Raw genomic sequence first — 24,707 nt, 5'->3', positions numbered from 1 at the left:
GGTTCGCGGCGGGTGATGTTTCCCCGCCATCGGTGTTCCGGTTCGGAGGAGCCGGTTTCAAAGGGAGGAAATCTTTATGCTAAATTTCATCAGATCGACCGTGTTTGCTGCCGCGCTTGGCGTGGCTGGCATGGCACAGGCCCAAGAAGATATAACGATCACGCTCGTTCCGGGCCTGACGACAGATGCCTTCTACATCACCATGAACCGCGGCGCCCAGGCGGCGGCTGAAGCACTTGGCATCACGGTCGATTTCCAGGGGGCGGAAGAATTCGATCCCGTTCTGCAAACGCCGGTTCTTGACGCGGTCATCGCCCGTCAGCCCGATGCGATCCTCATCGCGCCGACAGACAGCGTGCAGATGATCGAGCCCCTGCGCCGCGCGAATGATGCCGGTATTCCGGTCATCACCGTGGACACCTTCATCGACGATGGAAAATATCAGGACGGTGCGGGAGACGGCGACTTCCCGATGTCCTACATCGCGTCAGACAATATCGGCGGCGGCCGTATGGCAGCGCGCTTCATGGCCGAGCGGATCGGCGGAAAGGGCAAAGTCTACGTCTCCAACGTGCGGCCGGGCATCTCGACGACCGACCAGCGCGAGGAAGGCTTCAAGGCCGAGATGGCCGAGAATTACCCCGACGTTGAGGTGCTCGAGACTCAGTATAACGAGAACGACGCATCGCTGGCGGCATCGCAATTCCAGGCCGTTCTGGCCCGCAATCCCGATATCGCAGGCGTGTTCGGTGCGAACCTGTTCTCGGCGCTCGGGGCAGGCAACGGCGTTGAAGGCGCGCAGAAGTCCGAAGACGTGACCGTGATCGCCTTCGACGCGCCGAAGAGCATTGTCGACAACATCTCGTCCGGCCTCGTCGACGCGGCAATTGCGCAGCATCCGGCGGAGATCGGCTATTATGGCGTAGTGACCGCCTATGCGGTTCTGACCGGCCAGTCGGTGCCGACGTCGATCGGGACGGGGTTCACCGTCATCGACGCTGACAACGTGAACGACGACGACATCGCCAAGTTCATCTATTCCGAATGAGGCCGAATTTGATGTTGGAGAATAATGGGACTTCATTCTTGAAGTCCCTACTCAACGCATGGTCGTGGCTGTTCCTGATCCTCATCCTCGGCTTTTTCGAACTCTATGCGCAGCTTGAAACCGGGAACACCTTCCTTTTCCGTGTCTACACGCTTCAATCGATCGCCGTTGCAGCGTCGCAGATCCTGCTGCTGGCGCTTGGCCTGACGCTGGTCATCGTGGCGGGTCATATCGATCTTTCCATTGCGTTCACCACCGGGTTCTCTGCCGTCGTCATGGCGCTGGTCATCCGCTTCTTCGGACCGGAGGGCGGCTGGTTGACGGTGATCCTTGCGCTTGGCGTCGGGCTCCTGGCGGCGATCGTGGTGGGGCTTGTCAACGGCTGGCTTGTCGCCTTCATCAACGTGCCGAGCTTCATCGGCACCCTCGGCACCTACGGGGTTGCCCGTGGTGTCGCGTTGATCGTGGCGGGGGGGGCGACCGTGTCGATCCGCAGCGACGAGGCGCGCGAGATCGGCAACGGCATAATCCTGGGCATCCCGATCCCGGTATTGGTAGCGGCGGTACTGGCGATCGCTTTCAGCTACCTGCTTACCCACACAAAGTTTGGTGTGCATACATATGCGCTTGGCGCAAACAGGGCGTCGGTCGAACGGGCTGGGGTGGACGTCAAGAAGCATCTGGTTATTCTTTTCGTACTTTCGGCGCTGACCGCCGGCATCGGCGGTCTGATCTACACGGGCCGGTTCTCGGCCGGTGCAGCCAATGCGGGCGAGCCGATCCTGCTCTATGCCGTCGCGGCCGTGTTTATCGGCGGCGCATCCCTGACCGGCGGGCAAGGCACGGTGGTCGGCACGGTGATTGGCGCGATCATCATCGCGGTGATCCAGTTCGGCCTCGTCTTCTCCGGCCTGCCTCCTTACTGGCAGTTCGTTGCCGTGGGGCTGGTGATCATTGTCGCCGTGGTTGTCGATCAGTCCAGAGACCGGCTGACGGGAGTGAGTTCATGACGGCACTCCTCAGCGCAAAGGGCCTGAAGAAACGGTTCGGAGGCAACGAGGCGGTCAAGGACGTCACCTTCGATGTCAATGAAGGCGAATGTGTCGTGCTCGCCGGCGACAACGGTGCCGGGAAGTCAACCGTCATCAAGATGATCTCGGGCGTCTACACGCCGACCGAAGGGGAGGTGCATTTCGACGGCGGACGCCTGACCGGCAAGTCGGCCGAAGCAATTCGGACCGCCGGGATCGAGACGATCTATCAAGATCTGGCCCTGGCGGATAACCTCGATCCCGGACTGAACCTCTACCTCGGACGGGAAAAGACCAACCGGTTTCTGGGGCTTCCTTTCCTGGCGCGGGAAGAGATGCGGCGCGATGCGGTCGACGTGCTTCAGAGTCTCGGAATAGTCGTACCGGACCCGACTGCGCCGGTTCGCGAAATGTCCGGCGGCCAGCGACAGGCGATCGCCATTGCACGCGCGATCCATTGGCAGGCAAAGCTTGTCATCATGGATGAACCGACGGCGGCGCTCGGCGTGCCCGAGCAGCGCGAGGTGATGGCGCTGATCGAGCGGATGAAGTCGAAGGGCGTGGGGATCATCCTGATCTCGCACAACCTGCCGGACATCTTTGCCGCTGCCGATCGTATCATCGTGCTGGCCCGCGGCGTCGTGGCGGGAGAACGCCGCCCATCCGAGACGAACGACGAAGAGATCGTTCGAATGATGATGGGCGCCACGCTGTGATACTTCGGTCCGCATGAAGGCTGGACGCTCCCGCGCCGTCGGGGACCGAAGGCGCGGGAGGCTCTTCCGAAGGCATGTTTCGCAGATGTTTGGGACGTGCCGTGACATTCTGAACAGGCCAACGCTGCCATGACCAAGATCCTGACAGTCGGAGAAATCCTCGTCGAGATAGTCGCTGCCACCAAGGGTGATGGGTTCCGGGAAGTTCAACCGCTGACGGGCCCATATCCTTCCGGCGCACCGGCGATCTTCGTCGATCAGGTCGGCCGCCTGGGGTTCGACGCCGCGATCATCGGTCGTGTGGGCGATGATGATTTCGGCCGCCTTAACATCGCGCGGTTGGCAGCAGATGGGATCGACGTCTCCGGAATCGATGTGGCTACGGGCGAGGCGACGGGCTGCGCCTTCGTCCGCTACCGTCCCGACGGGTCGCGCGCTTTCGTCTATACGCTCGACGGTAGCGCCACAGCGACCCTGGTACTGACCGATGCGGGCGAAGCCTTGATGGACAGCTGTGGGCATGTCCACATCATGGGCACCGCCCTGTCTGTCCCGGGTATGGCCGGAATCGCGCTTCAGGTCGTCGACCGGGTGAAAGCGCGGGGCGGCACGCTGAGCTTCGACCCGAATATCCGTGCCGAAATGCTGAACAAGCCGGGCCTGCTCGAAAAGCTCGCCGGCCTGTTGGACCGCACCAAGATCTTTCTGCCTTCGGGGGACGAGATATTCCAGTTCACTGAGGCGACCGACGAAGAGGGGGCAATCCACGACTTGCTGTCCCGAGGGATCGGAGAGATCGTGATGAAACGGGGAGACAAGGGCGCATCTTATTTCGCGCCCGGCGTACGGTTCGACGTAGCCGCCCATGCGGTCGAGGAGCGCGACCCCACCGGGGCCGGCGATTGCTTTGGCGGAGCCTTTGTTGCGCTGCGACTGGCAGGCCAGCCCCCCGAGACGGCGCTCCGCTATGCCAATGCAGCCGGCGCGCGGGCCGTAACCGAGATAGGGCCGATGGAAGGGGCTTCCACCCGAGCCGAACTCGAGAGTTTTCTGGAAGACAAGGAGGCCCTGCGATGAGCGCGCATCCCCTTTCCAATATCGCTCGCTGGCGCAACAAGGCCGGACCTTCCGGTCTGCCCTCGGTCTGCTCGGCTCATCCCATGGTGCTGGAAGCGGCTATGCGCGCGACACTGCCGGCCGATCTGCCGCTTCTGGTTGAAGCCACCTGCAACCAGGTTAATCAGGAGGGCGGCTACACCGGTATGACCCCTGTCGATTTCCGCACCCGTGTCGAGGACATCGCACGGCTGGCCGGTTTTCCGATGGAAAGGGTCATCCTGGGGGGCGATCACCTGGGTCCGAACCCGTGGAAGTCGCTGCCGGCGGAGGAAGCGATGGACAAGGCCGCCGCCATGGTTCGCGCCTATGCCGCCGCGGGGTTCACCAAATTGCACCTCGATTGCTCGATGGGTTGTGTGGGGGAGCCGGTGGCGCTGGACAATGCCATGACAGCACGCAGGGCGGCGCGGCTGGCGGCTGCGGCGGAAGGGGCGGCGCCAGGCGGCGACATGCCCGCCCCCGTCTATGTGATCGGGACCGAGGTGCCGATTCCCGGCGGTGCGATGGAGGAGTTGGGCGCTCTGGGGGTCACCACCGCTGCTGCTGCGACCGAAACGGTATCCGCCCACAGGAAGGTCTTCGAGGAAGCAGGGCTGGATGGCGCCTTCGCACGGGTGGTCGGTCTGGTCGTTCAGCCAGGTGTCGAGTTCGGCAATCACAACGTGATCGACTATGACCCCGCCTCTGCGCGGGAACTGAGCGCGGTTCTGGGCGATCTGCCCGGTCTCGTGTTCGAGGCGCATTCCACCGACTACCAGACCCGCGGGAGCCTTGCCGCGCTGGTCTTAGACGGTTTTGCGATCCTCAAGGTCGGCCCTGGTCTGACCTTTGCGCTACGCGAGGCGCTTTACGGTCTCGATGCAATCGCGACCGAGCTTGTGCCGGAGGGCAGGGACCGGACGCTGCGGCAGGTGATGGAAGCGGTCATGCTGGCCGATCCGTCGCACTGGGGAAAATACTATGAGGGCGACGCAGAGGTGCGGCGCCGTCTGCGGCATTTCTCCTACAGCGACCGCATTCGCTATTACTGGCCGAGCGCCGAAGCCGAGGCAGCTGTTGAGCAGCTTTTCGGTCTTCTGGACGGCTGGGACATCCCGGAGCCGCTGATCGGCCAATATCTGGGCCGCCTGTTCTCCGCCGTCCGCGCGGGCGAGGTCCCCTGCCATGCGCGGCCGCTGGTCCTGGCTTCCATCGAGTTGGTGATGCAGGACTATATTGCGGCGTCCTTCGGTCTCGATCGCGTGACCGGATCGCTCCGTCAAGCCTAGCTTGCATCTGCGCGATTGTGATCGGTCCGGGCGGTGGGTATTGTCCCGGGGTCATCCCGCCTGCCCGGAGTCCTTCATGTTCGACTTGCTCATCCGCAACGCCAATCTTCCCGATGGACGCGAGGAAATCGATATTGCGATAACGGCAGGTAAGATCGCGGCGCTTCAGCCGCGTATAGACGCCGAAGCGCGCGAGGAGATTGACGCTACGGGCCGGCTTGTCTCGCCGCCCTTCGTCGACCCTCATTTTCACCTCGACGCCACCTTGTCGCTTGGTTTGCCGCGCATGAACCGCTCTGGCACGCTGCTGGAAGGCATCGCGTTATGGGGCGAGCTGCGCCCTATGCTGACGCGTGAGGCGCTGGTCGAGCGGGCATTGCGCTATTGCGACCTCGCCGTTTCGCAGGGGCTCCTGGCGATCCGCACCCATGTGGACACCAGCGATCCGCGCCTTGTCACCGTAGAGGCCATGCTGGAGGTGCGCGAGCGCGTCGCCCCCTATCTCGACCTGCAACTCGTTGCCTTTCCGCAGGACGGCTACTTCCGCTCGCGCGGCGGCGAAGATGCGTTGAAGCGGGCGCTGGACATGGGTATCGATGTGGTCGGCGGCATTCCGCATTTCGAGCGTACCATGCAGGACGGAGCGGCGTCGGTGGAGGCATTGTGCCGCCTCGCCGCGGAGCGTGGCCTGCCGGTCGACATGCATTGCGACGAGACCGATGATCCCTTGTCGCGGCACATTGAGACGCTTGCGGCCCAAACCATGCGCTTCGGCCTTCAGGGGCGCGTTGCCGGCTCGCATCTTACTTCCATGCATTCCATGGACAATTACTATGTTTCCAAGCTGATCCCGCTGATTGCCGAGGCCGGCATCCACGCCATTGCGAACCCGTTGATCAACATCATGCTGCAGGGGCGGCACGACGCCTATCCGAAACGGCGCGGCTTGACGCGTCTGCCCGAACTGATGTCGGCGGGTGTCAACGTCGCGCTTGGCCATGATTGCGTGATGGACCCCTGGTACTCGATGGGTTCCGGCGACATGCTCGAGGTGGGTCACATGGCAATCCATGTGGCGCAAATGGCCTCCATTGACGATAAGCACCGGATTTTCGAAGCCATCACCGTCAATTCGGCAAGGGCCCTGGGGATTGAAGGCTACGGCCTGGAAAAGGGCTGCAACGGCGATCTCGTCGTTCTGCAGGCTCGCGATCCGATAGAGGCCCTGCGCTTGAAGGCGCACCGGCTGGCAGTCGTTCGGCGCGGCCGTATCATCGCCCGCAGCGCGCCGCGAACCACGCAACTCATGCTTGACGGGCGGCCGGGCACAGTCGACGCGGCTGCCTATGCGCCTGCAATCGGGTCGGAAAGGTTATGATGTAAAATTAGGCATGGATTCGCCTTGACTTAAACTTGTGCAGATCGCCATAGTAATTGGACCAAATGGTCAAAAAAAGGGGAACAGGGGTATGACACGCAATCTGGTTGTTTCGCGCCGAACCGTTCTGGCCGGCGGGCTGGCGTTTGGCACGAGTGCATTGCTTTCCTCGGCGCGCGCGCAAACGCCGATGATGAAGGTGGCGGGCATTCACGCCTCGCCGGTCGAGAACGCCTGGAATTCCCGCCTGCACGATGCAATGCAGCAGGCGGCCAAGGACGGCGTCATCGAATATGTCTTTTCCGAGGGCGTTTCCGGTACGGACTATCCGCGCGCCATGCGCGAATATGCCGAACAGGGCCACGCGTTGATCGTCGGCGAATCCTATGCGGTGGAGCGCGAGGCGCGCGAAGTGGCAACCGACTATCCGGAAACTGCTTTCCTGATGGGGTCGAGCGGCGAGGCTTTCGGCGACAATTTCGGCACCTTCGGCACCTGGAACCACGAGGGCGCCTATCTGTGCGGCATGCTGGCGGGCGCGATGACCAAATCCGGCGTTGTCGGCTCTGTCGGCGCGATACCGATCCCCGAAGTCAATATGCTGATCAACGCTTTCGCCGCCGGGGTAAAGGATGTGAATCCCGATGTGCAGCATCTAGTCGCTTTCATCGGCACCTTCTTCGATCCGCCGAAAGCGCGGGAAGCTGGTCTTGCCCAGATCGATGCGGGCGCAGACATCCTGTTTGGTGAGCGTATCGGCACGGCCGACGCGGCGAAGGAACGCGGCATCAAGTCCATCGGCTCACTGATCGACTACACGCCGCGCTATCCGGACACGGTGTTCGCCAACGCCATGTGGTATTTCCGCCCATTGCTTGACGCGGCCATGGCCGATGTGGCGGCGGGCAATCCGACGGGAAAGAACTACACGCCGCTCAGCCTCATGAAGGACGGCGGCAGCGACATCGTCTATGTGGCCGAGGCTGCGCCCACTGAAGCAGTCGCCGCTATGGAAGGGCGCCGCGCGGCGATAAAGGCAGGAGAGTTCGAAGTGCCGATCGACATGGAAGAGCCCGCCTGACGCAAAAGAAGACGTGCTTTCAGCCAATAAGCCGCGGCCCGGCGTTCACGACGATGCGACGGCGCTCGCCAGCGCCATCGCATCTTCCGGCTTGACCGCGACAGCGGTGATGGAGGCGGCGATTGCCGCCGCCGAACGGAACGAGGCACTTGGCGCTATCGCCAGGTTCCTGCCGGCGCTTGGCCTCGAAGAAGCCGCGGCAATGGATCGCCTGCGTGATACTGGGCGGCCCGGGGATTCGGCTCCTCCTTTCGCAGGCGTACCCTGTCTGGCCAAGGATCTGGGCGGTCCGTTCGCCGGAATTCCTCTTTATGCAGGGTCCCGTGCGCTGGCCGCCCATGCGGAGGGTGCGGCCGATTCCGATCTGGCAGGGCGTTTCCGCAAGGCCGGATTCTGCTTTTTCGGCAGTACCACCGTGCCGGAGTTCGGCCTCTCCTTGAGCAGTGAGCCGGCGATGGGGCCTGTCTGCCGCAATCCGTTGGCGCCGGACCGCAGCGCCGGCGGCTCTTCCGGAGGAGCGGCCGCTGCCGTTGCGGCAGGCATCGTCGCCATCGCGCATGCGACAGATGCCGGAGGTTCGATCCGCGTGCCTGCCGCCTGCTGCGGTCTCGTCGGTCTCAAACCGACGCGCGGAGCGCTGCCCGGCGGCCCCGATTTCGGCAATCATCTGGGCGGCATCGCCAGCGAGTTTGCCGTCTGCCGCTCCGTGCGCGATGCCGCGCTTGCCTTCGCGCATCTGGCGGGAGATGCAAAAGGGCCGTTTGCCGATCCGTACAAGGAAAAGCCTGCGCCTTCCGGTGCATTGCGCATTGGTGTGCTGGCTGAAATGGGTGATTTCGCCCTGGATACTGATCGTCGGCAGGCCGTTCTCGAGGCGGCGGGCGCGCTCGAGCAAGACGGGCACAGGATCGTTCGGCTCGACTGGGAAGCGTTCGCGGCCGTAGTGCGCGACAGCGCCGAAGTCTTCGCGCGGATCGTCGCCGTCAATCTGGCGCAGCTTTTCGAAGCGTTGGAGCTCGATCCGCGCAAGGCCGAGCCGCTGACGCGCGCTTTCCTGGAGCGGGGAGGAAACTGCTCGGCTATCGCGCTCTGGAGCGCTCTCCAGAAGGGCGTGAAAGTCAGCCATGCACTTTGGACCGTGTTTGAGAAGGTCGACGTTCTGCTGACGCCAATGCTGACATCGTCACCACCTCGGCTTGGCGATTTCCCCACCGATCACGCGGACGTCAGCGCGCATCTCGACCGCATGACGAACTTGGCGCCGCTCGCCGCGCTTGCCAATGTGTCTGGCGCGCCGGCGCTCACGCTTCCCTTCGGTGCCGATGCTGGAGGCTTGCCGCTAGCCGTGCAGTTGATGGCGCCGATGAGCGGTGACCGGCTGCTTCTGGCGCTTGCCGCGCGTCTGGAGAGGGAAGGGCGCTGGCGTCATCCCTTTCCTGTTGCCGGGCTAGCATCATGACCGCTTCTCCGGTTCTCGACCTGCGAAATATCACCAAGCGCTTCGGCGACACGCTGGCCAATGACGATGTCTCGGTGTCCCTCGCCAAAGGCGAGGTTCTCGCGCTTCTGGGGGAGAACGGCGCCGGCAAGACGACGCTGATGAGCATTCTGTTCGGGCATTACACTCCGGACGCGGGCACCGTGCATGTGGAAGGCAGGGAACTGCCGCCCGGCAAGCCCCGCGCCGCCATTCGCGCCGGTGTAGGCATGGTGCATCAGCACTTTTCGCTGGCCACCAATCTGACCGTCCTGGAAAACGTGATGACGGGCACGGAAAGCTTGTTGCGGCTGAGATCGGATACGCGTGCCGCCCGCGCCCGGCTGGACGACGTCTCGCAGCGCTTCGGCCTTGTCGTGGATCCCGACGCGCGCGTCGGCGACCTTTCCGTGGGCGAGCAGCAGCGGGTCGAAATCCTGAAGGCGCTCTACAACGACGCCCGCATTCTCATTCTCGACGAGCCGACCGCCGTCCTCACCAATATCGAGGCGGAGAAGCTGTTTCGCATCCTGCGCGACATGGCGCGGCAGGGGCTTTCGCTGATCTTCATCTCGCATAAGCTGCATGAGGTGCTGGCGGCGGCCGACCGCATCGTCGTGCTGCGCGGCGGCAAGGCGGTCGCAGAACGCCGAGCCGCCGACACCAGCAAGGAAGAGCTTGCCGAACTCATGGTCGGCCGGCGTGTGGAGCGCCCGAGGCGCGAGGCGGCGACGCCGGGCGAGACGGTTTTGGAAGCCCGCAATGTCAGCCTCAGCGGCAGCAAGGGATTGTCGCATGTGAACTTCGCCCTGCGCGCGGGCGAGACCTTGGGCATCATCGGCGTTTCCGGTAACGGACAAACGGCTCTTGCACATCTGGCCTCCGGCCTGGTGCGCCACGAGGAAGGCGATCTGATCCTGTTCGGCAACCCGGTAGGCAAGGCGAGCGTGCGGGCTTTCATAGAGGCCGGCGTCGGGCGCATTCCCGAGGACCGCAACGCCGAAGGGGCGGTCGGCGACATGACGATCTGGGAAAACGCGATCCTCGAACGCATCTGGTCTCCCACATTCTCGCGTCATGGTCTGATCGACCGTGCGGCGGCGCGCCGGTTCGCTGCCGAGATCATCAAGGCGTTCGACGTGCGGGGGGGCGCTCCCGACAAACGCATCCGCCTCTTGTCAGGCGGCAACATGCAAAAGCTGATCCTTGGACGGAATCTCCACGAACAGACCAAGCTTCTGGTCGCCGCGCAGCCGACACGAGGATTGGACGAAGGTGCCATCGCCTCCGTTCACACGCGTATCCTCGATGCGCGAAAGAAGGGCGCTGGCGTGCTTCTGATCTCGGAGGACCTCGATGAGGTGATACAGCTTGCCGACCGCATCCAGGCTATCGTCAAGGGACGGCTTTCGCCGCCTGTCGCCGCCGATCAGGCCGATGCGCGCATGCTCGGCCTGATGATGGCGGGCGACTGGGACAAGGCGGGGCATGTTGCGGGGAGGGGCACCCATGAGATTTGAGCGGCGGGCGCACCGCCCGTTGATCCTCGTCCTTTTGGCGCCGGTTTTTGCCCTTGGCGCCGCGCTCGCCATTGCCGGCGTGTTGATCATGCTGGCCGGGGCACCGGTGGCGGAGGCCTTTGGGCAGATCCTGAACGGTGCGTTTGGCTCAAGGCTCGGCATCAGCGAGACGCTGACACGGGCAACGCCGCTTATTTTCACCGGCCTCGCCGCCGCGGTCGCCTTTCGCGCCCGGTTATGGAATATCGGAGGTGAGGGGCAGTTTTATATGGGTGCGATTGCGGCTGCCGCCCTCGCTTCGGGGGCGATCGCCGGCTGGCCGCCTCTTATCGCTATTCCCGGCGCCATGTTCGCTGGCGCACTTGCCGGCACGGTGACGCTACTCCTGCCGCTCGGCTTGCGCCTGCGCTTCGGTGTCGACGAGGTGGTAACCAGCCTGTTGCTCAATTTCGTCGCGCTGCTTTTCGTTTCCATGTTGATCGAAGGGCCACTGAAGGATCCGCTCGCCTTTGGCTGGCCGCAATCCGTGCCGGTTTCCGAGGGAGCGGAATTGCCCAAGCTACTTGCACGCACGCGGCTTCATGCTGGGCTCCTGATCGCCCTGGCGGCGGCTTTGCTCGTGCATTTCGTGCAGTCGCGGACAAGGTTTGGAATGCAGTCGCGCGCCGCTGGCCTCAATGCCGCGGCAGCCAGGTTCGCCGGCGTGCCGCTCGGTATGACGCTGATCAAGGTTGCCTGCATGTCAGGCGGATTGGCGGGGCTTGCCGGCGCTATCGAAGTAATGGGCGTCAAGGGCTATGTGACGACCGACCTTTCGCCGGGATACGGCTACGCGGGCATCATCGTCGCGATGCTCGCCAATTTGCATCCTATCGGCGTTGTGGCGGCGGCGCTGTTCGTTGCCGTGATGTTCGTCGGAGCCGACAGCATGAGCCGGGTCATGGATATCCCCAGCTATATTGCCGACGTAACGGTGGCGCTCTCGCTCCTCACCATGCTCCTGTCCCTGTTCTTCACGCAGTACCGGATCAGCCGATGATGGAGCTTTTCGACATTTTTGCTTCGGCCGGCCTCTGGGCGGCGGTGCTGCGGATCGCCACTCCGCTGATCTTCGGAACGCTCGGCGCGCTTCTGTGCGAACGGGTCGGGGTACTCAATCTCGGTATCGAAGGCATCATGACCTTCGGGGCGATGATAGGTTGGCTCACGGTCTACCAGGGCGGAGATCTCTGGTTGGGCCTCCTGGCCGCCGCCTTCTTCGGCGCGATGTTCGGATTGCTGCACGCGGTTCTCACGGTGCCTTTCGGCCTTTCTCAACACGTGGCTGGGCTTGGGATCACCCTTTTTGCCTCGAGCCTCAGCTACTACGTGTTTCGCCTTGCCGTCCCGGTCGCTTCCTCTCCTCCCACCATCGAGCCGTTCCGCCCGCTTCAGATTCCGTTCCTGTCCGATCTTCCCTTTCTGGGCACCGCCCTGTTCAACCAGACAGCGCCTACTTATCTCGCGATTGCGGTGGCACTGGCCCTTTCCTATGTCCTGTTTCGCACGCCGCTTGGCCTTGCCATGCGCATGACAGGCGAAAACCCGCACGGCGCCGAGGCGCAGGGCGTGAACCCGGTCGCCGTTCGGTTCGGAGCGATCATTGCCGGCAGCGCGTTGATGGGCGTCGGCGGCGCATTTCTGACGCTATCGGCGTTCAACAGCTTCTTCCCCACCATGATGCAGGGACGTGGATGGGTGTGCATCGCACTGGTCGTTTTTGCATCCTGGAATCCTGGTCGAGCGCTTCTTGGCGCCTTGCTGTTTGCACTCTTCGATGCCTATCAGCTGCGCTTGCAGACGGTGATCGGCAAGACGGTGCCTTATCAGCTCTTTCTGATGATTCCCTACATCCTCTCAATCGCGGCGCTTGCCGTCATGGCGCGCCGCGCGCGCGTGCCGCAGGCCCTGATGCAGCCTTACAGGCGCGGTGAGCGCTGATGGGCGAACTCTCATCGAAGCGGCTCCATGGAAGTGAATATAGTTCCTGGCACTCCTGTTAATCGACTGCCAAAGAGTCTATATGAGGTGGTGGCCCCCTACACCCGGCCGCAGAAAGAACATTCATGAAATTCCGGCCCCTCCACGACCGCGTCGTTATTCGGCGCGCCGAAGGCAATGACAAATCCAAGGGCGGGATCATCATTCCCGACAATGCGAAGGAAAAGCCGCAGGAAGGCGAAGTGATCGCCGTCGGCCCGGGGCTCCGCGACGAAGGCGGCAAGCTCATCCCGCTCGATGTGAAGGCGGGCGATGCGGTTCTGTTCGGCAAATGGTCGGGCACCGAGATCAAGATCGGCGGCGACGATCTGCTGATCATGAAGGAATCCGACATCATGGGCATCGTCGAGAAGACGGTTGCAGCCGAAAAGGCCGCCTGACCGGGCGGTTTCCCACACTCAGTTTCAAGAACGAACGGATCGAAATCTTATGTCTTCCAAGGAAATCAAATTCGGTGCCGACGCGCGCGACCGCATGCTGCGCGGCGTCGAGCTCCTCAACAACGCAGTCAAGGTGACGCTCGGCCCCAAGGGCCGCAATGTCTTGATCAACAAGGCCTATGGCGCACCGCGCATCACCAAGGACGGCGTGACCGTCGCCAAGGAAATCGAGCTCGAGGACAAGTTCGAGAACATGGGGGCCCAGATGGTGCGCGAAGTGGCCTCCAAGACAAACGACCTCGCCGGCGACGGCACCACCACCGCAACCGTGCTCGCCGCCTCCATCTTTCGTGAAGGCACCAGGCTGGTGGCCGCCGGCATGAACCCGATGGACCTGAAGCGCGGCATCGATCTTGCGGTCGCAGCCGTGGTGAAGGACATCGAGGCCCGCGCCAGTAAAGTCAAATCCTCCGGCGAAATCGCCCAGGTCGGCACCATCGCCGCCAATGGCGATGCCTCGGTAGGCGACATGATCGCCAAGGCGATGGAAAAGGTCGGCAATGAGGGCGTGATCACGGTCGAGGAAGCCAAGACCGCCGAGACCGAGCTGGAAGTCGTCGAAGGCATGCAGTTCGACCGCGGCTACCTGTCGCCCTACTTCGTCACCAATGCGGAGAAGATGCGCGCCGAGCTCGAGGACGTCTACATCCTCATTCACGAGAAGAAGCTCGGCAATCTGCAGGCGATGCTGCCGATCCTCGAAGCCGTCGTCCAGACGGGCAAGCCGCTGCTGATTATCTCTGAAGACGTCGAAGGCGAAGCGCTCGCAACGCTCGTCGTCAACAAGCTGCGCGGGGGCCTGAAGGTCGCCGCCGTCAAGGCGCCGGGCTTCGGCGACCGCCGCAAGGCCATGCTCGAGGACATTGCCGTGCTGACAGCCAGCCAGGTGGTTTCCGAGGATCTCGGCATCAAGCTCGAGAACGTCACGCTCGACATGCTGGGCCGGGCCAAGCGCGTTCTGATCGAGAAGGACACGACGACGATTGTGGATGGCGCCGGTGAAAAGGCTGACATCTCGGCCCGTATCCAGCAGATCAAGGGTCAGATCGAGGAAACCACCTCAGACTACGACAAGGAAAAGCTGCAGGAGCGGCTTGCCAAGCTGGCCGGCGGCGTTGCCGTCATCCGCGTCGGCGGCGCGACCGAGACCGAAGTCAAGGAAAAGAAGGACCGCATCGACGACGCGCTGAACGCCACCCGCGCGGCGGTCGAGGAAGGCATCGTGCCTGGCGGCGGCGTTGCGCTTCTGCGCGCCAAGGCAGCTCTGACGGGCCTTGCGGGAGCGAACGCGGACGTGACCGCCGGGATCTCGATCGTCCTGCGGGCGCTCGAAGCGCCGATCCGGCAGATCTCCGCCAATGCCGGCGTGGAAGGCTCCATCGTCGTCGGCAAGCTCCTGGAAGCGAAGGATCCCAATACGGGTTTCAACGCGCAGACCGAACTTTACGTCGACATGATCAAGGCAGGCATCGTTGATCCGGCCAAGGTCGTCCGCACGGCCCTGCAGGATGCGGGCTCCATCGCCGCGCTTCTGGTCACCACGGAGGCGATGGTCGCCGATATGCCGCAGAAGGACGCGCCGGCGATGTCGGGCGCTGGCGGTATGGGCGGCATGGGCTACTGAAAACGGTCGAAAGCCCTGCCGGAAACGGCGGGGCTCGAACAAATTTGATCGGCGCGGGACAATCAGCGGCCGCAGGGACCAAGTGCCCCGCAAGCCGCCCTGTGGCGGAAGACAAGGTGACAATCATGATGACCCATCGTTTTGCCGTCGGACAACTCGTCCGTATGAACGGAGGCTTTGGCGCCTTGTCTTCCGCTACAGAGACCTATCGCATCACAGCAATCTTGCCGCCGGCGCGGGAAAATTCTCCTCAATACCGTATCCGCAACGAAGCCGAGCGTTACGAGCGCATGACCACTGAAGACAATCTCGAAGAAATATGACATCGCGGTCAGCCCCAGTCGGCGCCGCACCCAACCCAAAGGAACGTGAAAATGGCCAAGGGACAAAAACGCAGTAGCCGTGAGATCAGAAAGCCAAAACAGGACAAGGCCGCCCCAAAGGTGGAGGCATTGGCCGGATCGCAGGTCAAGCAGGCAAGCAGTAGCAACGTGTCCTTCGGAAAAGCCAAGAGCAAGGCTTGAACGTGCTCAGAGGCCCGTCGGTGCGAGCATCAGATTCGAAATGGCATTAGACGAGCGCGAGTTCTTGGCCGGCGTACTGAAAACAGTGGCCCTAGTTGTTGCGGCATAGCCGGCCGCTCCAGTACCGGGCGGCGTGGCGGCCTTTGGCGTGTGGCGACAAGCGGCCCCACAATAGATGCAAATTAAGAATGGATTCGCGCATCTAATTCATGTATCACATAATTCATGGAGACACGCGACCTTCGTACCTTCCTCGCGGTAGCCGAGACCGGCAGTATCACCAGGGCGGCAGCGCTTCTGGACCGGTCTCAGCCCTCGGTCACGCGGACGATCCAGGACCTGGAAGCAGAGCTCGGTCTTGCGCTCCTTCAGCGTGTCGGTCGCAGAATAATGCTCTCGGAGGAAGGCGTGGCCTTCGAGGAGGAAGCGCGACGCGTACTCAATTCCCTCTCCGGTCTGGCAACCCGCGCCCGTGCCATCGCCGCCGGCAAGGGGCGCATGTTGCAGGTCGCGTCCACCTCGGCGATTGCCACGGCGCTCATTCCCCCTGCGCTGGCGGGCTTCGCGGTCGAAGCTCTTCCTTCGGAAGTTCACGTCGCACAGTATTTGCCCAACGTTGTCGCCCAGGAGGTGCGTGCGGGGCGCGCTGAGATCGGTTTTTCCAGCATGCCGCTCGATTTGCCGGGACTGGAGGTCCTGCGGCTCTACGCGGCCAATGACGTGGCTGCCTTCCCGAAGGGCGATCCGCTGTCCCAGTATGACGTGGTGCCCCTTTCGGCCTTTGCCGGGCGGCGCCTTGTAACGATGCTGGATCCCACGCGCTTCCAGCACAGGGTGGCGCGCGCCATGGAGGCGAGCGACGTCCGTCCCGGTCCGGTGATCCGCACCAACGTCTCCTATTCGGCTCTGCGGCTCGTGCAGAAGATGGGCGCCGTATCGATCGTTGATCCTGTCAGCGCCTACGGCGTGACGCTGCCTGACGTGGTGATCCGGCCGATCGACACGGCCATACCATTCTACTGGGGCGTCGTCGCCGCGATGGCGCGCCCGCTTCGCCCGCTCGTCGCACAACTGGTTGAGGCGGTCGAGGCAGAGGCGCTGCGTCTCATCCCCAACCTAAGGATGCTTGACCCATCCGATGCCGCGCAGGCGTGTCTCTCCCAGGAGAGCGACGCCAACGCACCTACCGGTACGCAGTCGGCCGCTCTCGCAAGCCGCCAAATGCACGACCGAGGATCAAGATGACCTGTCATTCCCGAACTGCCGCTTTCGCCGAACAAGACCTTGATGCCCTGGCTGCCCGCATACGCTTCGATCTCGAATGCCTGAACCTGCCCGCGGCCAACTGGGTGCCGGCGCATCGCAGCGAGAGTGGTGAGCGGGTGCATGACGTTGTGGTGATGGGCGGCGGCATGTGCGGGCTGGTTGCAGGCTTCGCCCTCATGGCCGGGGGGATGCGTAACATGCGCATCTTTGACCGCAACAAGGCGGGTCAGGAAGGCCCGTGGGTCACTTACGCCCGAATGGAGACGCTGCGGTCGCCCAAGACATTGCCGGGCCCTGCCTTTGGCATGGGGCCGCTGACCTTCCGCGCCTGGTACGAGGCGCAGAATGGCCGCGAGGCCTGGGAAAAACTGGACAAGATTCCCCGCCCGATGTGGATGGATTATCTGCGCTGGTACCGGAAGGTGTTGGACTTGCCGGTGGAGAATGGCATCGAGATAATCCGCGTCGTTCCTGAGGGAAATTACCTGCGCCTCTTTCTGAAGGGCGGCGACGAGGCCTCGATTCTGACCCGGCGGCTGGTCATGGCGACTGGTCGAGACGGCACCGGCGGGCCGAACATTCCCGGCTTTGTGCAGGGCCTGCCCTCGGATGCCTGGGCACACTCGGCGGACGACATCGACTTCGCGGCGCTTAGCGGTAAACGCGTGGCGGTGGTGGGCGTCGGCGCCTCGGCTGTCGACAACGCGGCGGAAGCGCTGGAGCATGGCGCGGCCGAGGTGCGCCATCTGATCCGCCGTACGGAAATGCCTACCATCAACAAGATGATGGGCATAGGCTCCTACGGCTTCACGCAGGGCTACGCACGGCTGCCGGATGAGTGGCGCTGGCGCTTCATGCATTATTCCTTCGTCACCCAGACACCCGCACCGCGCGGCTCGACCCTGCGGGTCAGCCGGCATCCGAACGCCCATTTCCACTTCGGCGCCGGTATCCAGGAAGCCCGGTACGACGGCCGGCAGGTTGTGCTGGATACTGAGCGCGGACCGCTTGAGACGGATTTCCTGATCCTCGGTACCGGTTTCCGCATCGAGCCCGCTGCGCGGGTAGAGCTTGCGGATTATGCCGACCGTATCCTTCTATGGCGTGACTGCTATGCGCCGCCGCCGGGACTGGAACATCCGGAGCTGGGGAATTTCCCCTATGTGGGCGGCGATTTCGCCTTCCGCGAGAAAGTTCCCGGCACTGCTCCGTGGCTCCACCGCATCCACTGTTTCAACTTCGGCGCCACCGTGAGCCTCGGCAAGGTCAGCGGCGATATTCCCGGCATCAGCGAGGGGGCACGCTGGCTTGCCGAAGCGATTGCCGCAGCGCTCTATGCAGAGGATATCGACGATCACTGGCAGGCGTTGGAAACGTATGACAAGCCCGAGCTTCTGGGTGATGAATGGCGGGTCTCCGAATGGCCCGCATCGGCCGCCGTGGAAGGAGCGCGCGCATGATATCCCATGTTCTGGAACGGACAGCCGGCGTGCCCGAGACCGGTGCGCTTGCGAAGGTGCTAAAGCTGCGCGCCCGCCTGATGGATCTGACCCAAGCCTCTCATGACGCCGCCCTCTTGCCAAGGGTTCCGGGCGGGCTGTCGTTGCCGGAACGGGCGGTTCTGGCCGCCCGGATGGCGCGCATCTGCGGTGATGCGGCGCTGGCCGCACACTACACGGAACTGGCCGGGAATGCTGGCGATCTGCTGGCGGTGGCCGAACCCGGCGTCGGCAGTGAAGAACGCCGGCTGGCCGCGCTACTGGCCTATACGGACAAGGTCACCCTGCGCCCGAAGGATGCCGTGCCTGAGGACATCGAGATGCTGCGCGACGCTGGCCTGGCCGAGGGCGATATCGTCCGCCTGGCCGGCCTGGTCGCCTTCGTCAACTACCAGCTGCGCGTCGCCAACGTGCTGCGCGCGATGGGAAAGAGCGCATGAGCCGCATCATCCGCAAGTTCACCACCCGCGTGCCGAAATGGCGCCCGCACGTCGTGCCGGTCGATTTGGAGACGGCGACGGAGGAGCAGCGCACCGCGCTGTCGGAAACTCCGTCGAACACCAAGATCTCCGACTATGTCCTTGTGCTGGCGCATGACCCGGAGGCGCTGTCCGCACGCACGCCGCTCTTCAACGGCATCATGTACGATGCGGGCGGCCTGTCGCGAGCGGAGCGGGAGTTGGGCGCCGTCGCCGCTTCGTTCGTCAACCGCTGCATCTACTGCGCTGCCGTTCATGCCAGCCGCTACAACCAGATCACCAAGGACGAGACGGTGATGCAGAAGGTTTTTCTCGACGGCGAGGCCGCCGATTTAGACGCACGCAGCAAAGCCATCCTGGAGTTTGGTGTACGCCTGTCGCAATGCCCACCCCAAGTCGGCCAAGCCGATATCGAGGCCCTGCGCGCGCTAGGTCTGGATGACCAGGAAATCCTGGACCTGACACTGGCCACGGCGCTGTTCGGTTGGGCGAACCGGCTGATGCATACGCTGGGGGAACCGGTGGACGACCGCTAAGAACCACGAGCAAGAAAATGGGTCGCCGAAGACCCTGCGCAAAGAGGAGACTCCGACATGAAACTGACCCCGGCGACAACAATCCTGGCTGCGGTTCTCATTGCAACCGCCCTGCCTGCGACAGCACAAACGCTGCGCCTGGCGACCGTCGTGGCCCCCCCGCACCCGTGGATCGACGCCGCCGAGACCTTCAAGACCGAGGTCGAAGCCAATACCGATTTGACTGTCGAGATCTTCAACGGTGGGCAGTTGGGCAATGACCAGACCGTGGTCGACGAGATGCGCATCGGCACCGTCGACGTCATGATCGGCGGCGTCCAGAATATCTCGCCCTTCGTCAAGAAATTCGAATTCTTCAGCCTCAACTACCTGTTCGACGGAATGGACAGCTTTCGCGCCGCCACCGATCCCGACGGCGAGGTATTCAGCTTCTTCAAGCAGGAGGTGGCGGATGCCGGCGTCGGCCTGAACCTGCTTGCGCTGACAGGCGGCGGCACGCGCAACCTGAACGCCTCCAGCGGTCCGGTCACCAGCCCCGAAGACCTGGACGGCGTCAAGATGCGGGTTACCGGCTCGCAGCTCGATGCGGAAATGTGGCAGGCGACCGGCGCACTGACTACCTCGCTGCCCTGGACCGAGGTCTATACGGGTCTCCAGACCGGCGTCGTCAACGCCTTCGAGAGCACCATCAGCGGCTATTATGGCGGGCGGCTTTATGAAGTGGCCAAGTTCCACAACAAGACCGAGCACCAGATCATGATGAGCCACATCTCCATCAGCGAGATCACCTGGGGCCGTCTGTCTGAGGAGGAGCGTGCGACGGTCGAGGCTGCAGCCAAGTTGGCCGCCGAACGCGGCACCGACATGGGCGAGCAATATGACAACGAGCTGATCTCCAAGCTTGAAGAGCAGGGCGTCACCGTCTCAGAGGTCGACAAGCAGGCCTTTATCGCCACGGCCAGCCCGCTGCATGAGGAATATGCCGAGCGCCTCGGCATGAGCGACATGCTGGAAACCGTGCGCAACCTGCGCTGATCGCCATCCGCTCGGCGGCCAAGCGCCGCCGGGCTCGCCAAGCTGCCGGGGGAAGCGCCATGCGGGCGATCAACGGATTTATCGAGTGGGTCTTTATGTTCGTGGCGGGTTCGCTGTTCGCCGTCTTCATAACCACGATCGCCTACCAGGTCCTGGCGCGGAACTATCTCGGCATCTCGGTCAACTGGACCGACGAGGTGGCGCTGCTTTGCTTCGTCTGGTCCGTGTTCCTCGGCGCGGCCGTAGCCGTACGGCGACAGGTTCACTATGTGGTGGAACTGCTGCCCGAAGAGTTCATTACCACCAACAACGCGCTGCGGCTGTTCGGCAGCCTGGCCTGCCTGCCCGTCGTCTACGTGCTGGTGGTGCACGGCCAGATCTTCACCGGCATGGGGCTGCGGCGCTCCTCCATCTCGCTCGGTATTCCGCTGGCCTATGTTTTCGCCGCGATCCCCGTTTCGGGACTCGCGATGGCGCTGTTCTTGATCGAGGTTATCCAAACTGATCTGCGCCGGCTGCGCACCGGCGGCGCGGGTGAGCACCAGCAGGGGGACCTCTGATACATGCCGCCGATCCTGACGCTTATCGCAAGCTTCCTGGTCCTGATCGCCTTGCGCGTGCCGATCGCATTCGCCATTGGCCTTGCCTCGATCATGACCATCTGGCAGCTCGGCATTCCGCTCACTTCAGTGGTCAATCAGATGTTCGCCAGCATCAACTCCTTTCCGCTGCTGGCTGTGCCGTTCTTCCTGCTTTTGGGGAGATTGATGAATGACGGCGGTATCACCGACCGGCTGCTGAACTTCGCCGATGCGACCGTCGGCCATATCCGCGGCGGACTCGGCCACATCAACGTCATGGTCTCGATGATGTTTGCCAGCCTCTCCGGTTCTGCCGCCGCCGACACGGCAAGCGTGGGCGGGGTGCTGATCCCGGCGATGAAGAAGGCCGGCTACCCCGCGCCGTTTGCCGTTGCGCTGACTGCAGCCTCTTCGGTCCTGGGCGGCATCATTCCGCCTTCGATCCTGATGGTAATCTATGGTGCTTTCGGCAATGTCTCGGTGGGCGCGCTGTTTCTGGGCGGCATCGTTCCGGGCATCCTGATCGGCCTGTCGCAGATGGGCTACACCTATGTCGTCGCGCGCAAGTTCGACATCAAGCCGCAGCAGAAGGCCTCTCTCCGGCGTGTGGCCGAAACCGGATTGTCTGCTGCGCCGCCCATGATCCTCCCGATCGTCATTCTGGGCGGCATCACGTTGGGCGTGTTCACCGCCACGGAGGCAGCGGCAATCGCCGTGGTGGTCGGGCTGTTGCTCTCCATGGGCTTATATCGCGCCATCCGTCCTTCCGCGCTGCCGCGCATTTTTTCTGATTCCGTCATCGCCTATTCGCTGCCGATGTTCGCCGTGGCCTCGGCCGGCATCATGGGCTGGCTGATCTCCTATCTCGGCATTGCCCGCGAGGTGGCTGAGTTCATTTTATCGATCACCGAGACACGCATCGGCTTGACGCTGATGATCACGGCTTTCATGCTGATCATCGGGACCGTTCTCAGCCCTGTAACGGCAGTGATCATCTTCTTGCCCATCATTCAGAGCATTGGAACCATCGGCGGAATCGACCAGGTGCATCTGGGCTTGATCGTGGTGCTGTCATTGATGCTGGGGCTGGTCACTCCACCCTACGGCATCTGCCTGCTGATTGCGACGCAGATTGGCAATGTCTCGACGCCCCGAGCGTTCATGGCGATCCTGCCGCTGATCGGGCTGGTGCTGGCGATCATCGTTGCAGGCATCGTGCTGCCCGCTCTTTTCATGTTCCTTCCCTGGACCTTCCTTCCCGATGCGTTTCCAGGTCGGTGACGGGCGCAGCTTGCCTGTAGAAATTGGGAACAGCAGGTACTGGCCGGATTGCCAAAGCCGCAATCTCGGCTGGCTGGGCAAATACACTTTGACGGGCTATCGCTCATGGCGGATAGTTGGCGTGGGCGGTTAGTCTCGACAAATCTCCACGTCAGCGCCTGAAGAAAACCGGTTGGCATGCGTCTTATTGCAAAGGGGATCACCACTTCAGTCCTGACAGACTGCAGCCTTGAAGTGCCTGGCGGCGAGATTGGCACATTGCGTGGCCCGTCGGGCGCCGGAAAGAGCCTGCTCCTGCGTGCCATTGCCGACCTCGATCCTCATGAGGGCGAAGTCTGGTTTGACGGCGTGGCGCAATCCGAGACAAGCGGGCCGCAATGGCGCCGCCAGGTGCGCCTCGTGCCAGCCGAGGCCGCGTGGTGGGATGATTGCGTCGGGCCGCATTTTCGGTCCCTCGACGAGGCGCGAGCAATGGCGGGATTGCTCGACCTGCCTAAAGATTGCATGACATGGCAGGTTGCGCGGCTCTCCACCGGCGAGAAGCAGCGCCTTGGTTTTCTGCGCGCGGTCGAAGACCGTCCGGCTGTCCTCTTGCTTGATGAACCGACGGCGGCGCTTGATGCGGAGACTGGGCAGAATGTGGAAACAATGATCCGCAGTCTCCGCGACGATGGCGCAGCAATCCTGCTCGTCACCCATAGTGATGCTCAGGCAAATCGACTTGCTGACCGCCGCTATGCCATGGAAACCGGCAGGCTGAAGGCGGCGGTATGAACGTTGTCAGCCTGACAGTCTGGGATCTTGCCGCCGTGTCGGTATTTGTCTTATTGAGCGGCCTTCTGTCCCTTCGGCTCTCCCTTGGTGTCGAACGGCAACTGCTTATCGCGACCGTGCGTATGGTGGTTCAGCTCTCTGCGGTGGGAGCTGTCCTTACGCTCCTGTTCAGTGTGGCATCACTTCCCTGGACGCTCCTTATGGCGCTTGTCATGGTGTTGTTTGCCGGGCGAGAGATTGCCGCACGTCAGCACCGCCGGCTTAGCGGATGGTGGGGTTACGGGTTGGGCACGGCAACCATGACTCTCGCTGCCGCAACGGTAACCGCCGTAGCGCTTTTGGGGAGCATCCAGCCTGAACCCCTGTATGATCCTCGTTACGCCATCCCACTCTTCGGCATGGTCCTCGGCAACGCAATGACGGGGATCAGTCTCGGCCTCGACACATTGACCACCGCCGCCGTTCGCGAACGCCCGGCCATAGAGACGCGCATTGCACTCGGGGCGACGCGCTTTGAGGCGCTGCGTCCTGCCATGCAGGAAGCAATGCGTCGCGGTTTCATGCCGATGATCAACGCCATGGCGGCGGCCGGTGTCGTGTCTCTGCCTGGTATGATGACCGGCCAGATCCTGGCCGGTATACCTCCCGCGGAAGCCGTTCGGTATCAGCTGCTGATCATGTTCCTGATTATCGGGGCGACTGGTCTCGGCCTTCTTTGTGCAGTTCTCGGCGGTGCTTGGCGCCTCACAGATCACCGCCACAGGCTAAGAACCGACCGGCTCGCCGCGGCGAAGTGATCGGTTGTGGTCCGATGTCCGAGCTGAGATGAAGCCAGCCGACGAGAATGGCGAGGCAGCATGTTCAAGTTCTCTTTTTCGGGCAGAACAAGCGATATGGCGAAATCACCAAAGCATGAAACAACTGCGTCTGGAACGACCCGCCTGGATCGCCGGGCGTTTCTTCAGGCAAGCGGCGGCATGGCCTTTCTCGGGCTTGCCGGCTGCACCACGGCTGGGACAGTCCTACCCTTTGGGAGCGCGAAGGTTACGCGTGTTCCCGGACAGGAAGGCATGGACGTTGGCGAATTCGCCTACTATGCGGCGATGTATGCGGCCCGTCCGGACGAAAAGTTTCCGCTTCCCTCGGTTCCCTTCGAGCGCATCGATCCAATCTATTACAGGCGCCTTGTCGATGATCGCCTCGATCATCAAACCGCTTCTGCGGGGCACGGAGGCTTTCAGCCAAAGATGATGGAACGGTGCTACGGCGGCGAATGAGATTCGCCGTCGCCATGCATGGACCAGAAACAGGATCGACATAGTGAAGCCTTCCTATCTCCCAACATCTGGCGCGGCTGCGCCCCGTGATCGAACAAGAGGCGATGTGCGCTCGCTGATCAGGCGCGGCAGCGATTACCTGGCGACGCAGGTTGGCCCGAAGGGCCGCTTCATCTATGGCTGGCATCCATGTTTCGACCACCGGCGATACAAAGCTCAAGGCCGCCATCGACCGTTCCTTGGACTGTCTGACCGGTACAATGATCAAGCCCGTCGAACTCGCACCATCGCGCATTGCCGCGTTAATCGATGTCATATACGGAGTGTGTACATAGACGGCATGTTATAATAGAAGAACATTATTCAGAAATTTCATTGATTAGATATAGTTTAAAATAAGGAGAAGATATGAACCGGTCGCAAGATGTTTTGTTCGCAAGGCTGGCTAATTTTAAGATCGATATTTCAAAGCTGCATGATCATTTTCTGAAGCATGTGAAGACGACGCCTGCGTTGCCATATCGTGATAATCGTGTCGACTATATCGGCGTGGCGCCTGCATATCCCAATCGTTACAAATCCCAATTGGAGGTCTCTAAAAACCTCGCCTTCGGCACCGGATTTTGATTCACTGTCGCGGTGATTTGCGCGGAGGTAGCGGATGCGGGGACAAGCCGGGTTCTGGGACATTGACGAGCGGTATGCCCGATTGA

The 24,707-nt window shown here is 62.5% G+C and carries 26 protein-coding genes; all 26 read left to right on the top strand.

Annotated features, from left to right (window positions below; genetic code table 11):
* Nucleotides 1-76 precede the first annotated feature (76 nt).
* The gene (locus N1058_RS20030; RefSeq protein WP_265519371.1) at nucleotides 77-1,048 is read left to right on the top strand and encodes an ABC transporter substrate-binding protein; all 972 of its coding nucleotides are present in this window, start codon (nucleotides 77-79) and stop codon (nucleotides 1,046-1,048) included.
* Between the two features lie 38 nt (nucleotides 1,049-1,086).
* Nucleotides 1,087-2,058 (top strand): ABC transporter permease, encoded by a 972-nt coding sequence (locus N1058_RS20025; RefSeq protein ID WP_265519370.1) that lies wholly within the window; start codon nucleotides 1,087-1,089, stop codon nucleotides 2,056-2,058.
* Nucleotides 2,055-2,795: an ATP-binding cassette domain-containing protein gene (locus N1058_RS20020; protein WP_265519369.1), complete on the top strand. Its 741-nt coding sequence runs from the start codon at nucleotides 2,055-2,057 to the stop codon at nucleotides 2,793-2,795. The genes N1058_RS20025 and N1058_RS20020 overlap by 4 nt, the downstream gene beginning before the upstream one ends.
* Nucleotides 2,796-2,924: 129 nt before the next feature.
* On the top strand, nucleotides 2,925-3,872 hold the full coding sequence (locus tag N1058_RS20015; RefSeq protein ID WP_265519368.1) for a tagatose kinase: 948 nt from the start codon (nucleotides 2,925-2,927) through the stop codon (nucleotides 3,870-3,872).
* Nucleotides 3,869-5,182, top strand: coding sequence for a D-tagatose-bisphosphate aldolase, class II, non-catalytic subunit (locus tag N1058_RS20010; RefSeq protein WP_265519367.1), 1,314 nt, complete (start codon nucleotides 3,869-3,871; stop codon nucleotides 5,180-5,182). Before N1058_RS20015 ends, N1058_RS20010 begins: the two co-directional genes overlap by 4 nt.
* A gap of 76 nt (nucleotides 5,183-5,258) precedes the next feature.
* The gene (locus N1058_RS20005; protein ID WP_265519366.1) at nucleotides 5,259-6,560 is read left to right on the top strand and encodes an amidohydrolase family protein; all 1,302 of its coding nucleotides are present in this window, start codon (nucleotides 5,259-5,261) and stop codon (nucleotides 6,558-6,560) included.
* Between the two features lie 91 nt (nucleotides 6,561-6,651).
* On the top strand, nucleotides 6,652-7,641 hold the full coding sequence (locus tag N1058_RS20000) for a BMP family protein (RefSeq protein ID WP_265519365.1): 990 nt from the start codon (nucleotides 6,652-6,654) through the stop codon (nucleotides 7,639-7,641).
* A gap of 13 nt (nucleotides 7,642-7,654) precedes the next feature.
* Entirely contained in the window at nucleotides 7,655-9,100 is a 1,446-nt protein-coding gene (locus N1058_RS19995) for an amidase (RefSeq protein WP_265519364.1), read from the top strand.
* Nucleotides 9,097-10,638: an ABC transporter ATP-binding protein gene (locus N1058_RS19990; protein ID WP_265519363.1), complete on the top strand. Its 1,542-nt coding sequence runs from the start codon at nucleotides 9,097-9,099 to the stop codon at nucleotides 10,636-10,638. Before N1058_RS19995 ends, N1058_RS19990 begins: the two co-directional genes overlap by 4 nt.
* Nucleotides 10,628-11,677 carry an ABC transporter permease gene (locus tag N1058_RS19985; protein WP_265519362.1) on the top strand — a complete coding sequence of 350 codons (1,050 nt, stop codon included), beginning with the start codon at nucleotides 10,628-10,630 and terminating at the stop codon, nucleotides 11,675-11,677. The genes N1058_RS19990 and N1058_RS19985 overlap by 11 nt, the downstream gene beginning before the upstream one ends.
* On the top strand, nucleotides 11,674-12,618 hold the full coding sequence (locus tag N1058_RS19980) for an ABC transporter permease (RefSeq protein WP_265519361.1): 945 nt from the start codon (nucleotides 11,674-11,676) through the stop codon (nucleotides 12,616-12,618). The genes N1058_RS19985 and N1058_RS19980 overlap by 4 nt, the downstream gene beginning before the upstream one ends.
* 125 nt (nucleotides 12,619-12,743) lie before the next feature.
* Complete coding sequence (locus tag N1058_RS19975; protein ID WP_265519360.1) at nucleotides 12,744-13,058, top strand: co-chaperone GroES; 315 nt, start codon at nucleotides 12,744-12,746, stop codon at nucleotides 13,056-13,058.
* A 49-nt stretch (nucleotides 13,059-13,107) separates the two neighbouring features.
* On the top strand, nucleotides 13,108-14,742 hold the full coding sequence (gene groL, locus N1058_RS19970; RefSeq protein ID WP_265519359.1) for a chaperonin GroEL: 1,635 nt from the start codon (nucleotides 13,108-13,110) through the stop codon (nucleotides 14,740-14,742).
* 125 nt (nucleotides 14,743-14,867) lie between these two features.
* The gene (locus N1058_RS19965) at nucleotides 14,868-15,065 is read left to right on the top strand and encodes a hypothetical protein (protein ID WP_265519358.1); all 198 of its coding nucleotides are present in this window, start codon (nucleotides 14,868-14,870) and stop codon (nucleotides 15,063-15,065) included.
* 51 nt (nucleotides 15,066-15,116) lie between these two features.
* Nucleotides 15,117-15,266: a hypothetical protein gene (locus N1058_RS19960; RefSeq protein ID WP_265519357.1), complete on the top strand. Its 150-nt coding sequence runs from the start codon at nucleotides 15,117-15,119 to the stop codon at nucleotides 15,264-15,266.
* Between the two features lie 225 nt (nucleotides 15,267-15,491).
* Entirely contained in the window at nucleotides 15,492-16,511 is a 1,020-nt protein-coding gene (locus N1058_RS19955) for a LysR family transcriptional regulator (protein WP_265519356.1), read from the top strand.
* A complete protein-coding gene (locus tag N1058_RS19950; protein ID WP_265519355.1) occupies nucleotides 16,508-17,992 on the top strand; it encodes an NAD(P)-binding domain-containing protein in 1,485 nt (494 codons plus the stop codon). The genes N1058_RS19955 and N1058_RS19950 overlap by 4 nt, the downstream gene beginning before the upstream one ends.
* Entirely contained in the window at nucleotides 17,989-18,471 is a 483-nt protein-coding gene (locus N1058_RS19945) for a CMD domain-containing protein (RefSeq protein WP_265519354.1), read from the top strand. The genes N1058_RS19950 and N1058_RS19945 overlap by 4 nt, the downstream gene beginning before the upstream one ends.
* Nucleotides 18,468-19,046 carry a peroxidase-related enzyme gene (locus N1058_RS19940; protein WP_265519353.1) on the top strand — a complete coding sequence of 193 codons (579 nt, stop codon included), beginning with the start codon at nucleotides 18,468-18,470 and terminating at the stop codon, nucleotides 19,044-19,046. The genes N1058_RS19945 and N1058_RS19940 overlap by 4 nt, the downstream gene beginning before the upstream one ends.
* A 57-nt stretch (nucleotides 19,047-19,103) precedes the next feature.
* Nucleotides 19,104-20,081, top strand: a complete 978-nt coding sequence (locus N1058_RS19935; protein ID WP_265519352.1) for a TRAP transporter substrate-binding protein — start codon at nucleotides 19,104-19,106, stop codon at nucleotides 20,079-20,081.
* Nucleotides 20,082-20,140: 59 nt separating this feature from the next.
* Complete coding sequence (locus N1058_RS19930) at nucleotides 20,141-20,641, top strand: TRAP transporter small permease (protein WP_265519351.1); 501 nt, start codon at nucleotides 20,141-20,143, stop codon at nucleotides 20,639-20,641.
* 3 nt (nucleotides 20,642-20,644) lie between these two features.
* Nucleotides 20,645-21,943 (top strand): TRAP transporter large permease, encoded by a 1,299-nt coding sequence (locus tag N1058_RS19925; RefSeq protein WP_265519350.1) that lies wholly within the window; start codon nucleotides 20,645-20,647, stop codon nucleotides 21,941-21,943.
* A 177-nt stretch (nucleotides 21,944-22,120) separates the two neighbouring features.
* Nucleotides 22,121-22,717 carry an ABC transporter ATP-binding protein gene (locus N1058_RS19920; RefSeq protein ID WP_265519349.1) on the top strand — a complete coding sequence of 199 codons (597 nt, stop codon included), beginning with the start codon at nucleotides 22,121-22,123 and terminating at the stop codon, nucleotides 22,715-22,717.
* Nucleotides 22,714-23,514, top strand: a complete 801-nt coding sequence (locus N1058_RS19915; RefSeq protein ID WP_265519348.1) for an ABC transporter permease — start codon at nucleotides 22,714-22,716, stop codon at nucleotides 23,512-23,514. The genes N1058_RS19920 and N1058_RS19915 overlap by 4 nt, the downstream gene beginning before the upstream one ends.
* 96 nt (nucleotides 23,515-23,610) lie before the next feature.
* A complete protein-coding gene (locus N1058_RS19910; protein WP_265519347.1) occupies nucleotides 23,611-23,994 on the top strand; it encodes a hypothetical protein in 384 nt (127 codons plus the stop codon).
* Nucleotides 23,995-24,402: 408 nt separating this feature from the next.
* Complete coding sequence (locus N1058_RS19905) at nucleotides 24,403-24,621, top strand: hypothetical protein (RefSeq protein WP_265519346.1); 219 nt, start codon at nucleotides 24,403-24,405, stop codon at nucleotides 24,619-24,621.
* Nucleotides 24,622-24,707: the final 86 nt, after the last annotated feature.

This window comes from Nitratireductor luteus (assembly GCF_026162365.1).
GTDB classification, from domain to species: Bacteria; Pseudomonadota; Alphaproteobacteria; order Rhizobiales; family Rhizobiaceae; genus Chelativorans; species Chelativorans luteus.
This window is presented reverse-complemented; position numbering and strand designations above follow the sequence as displayed.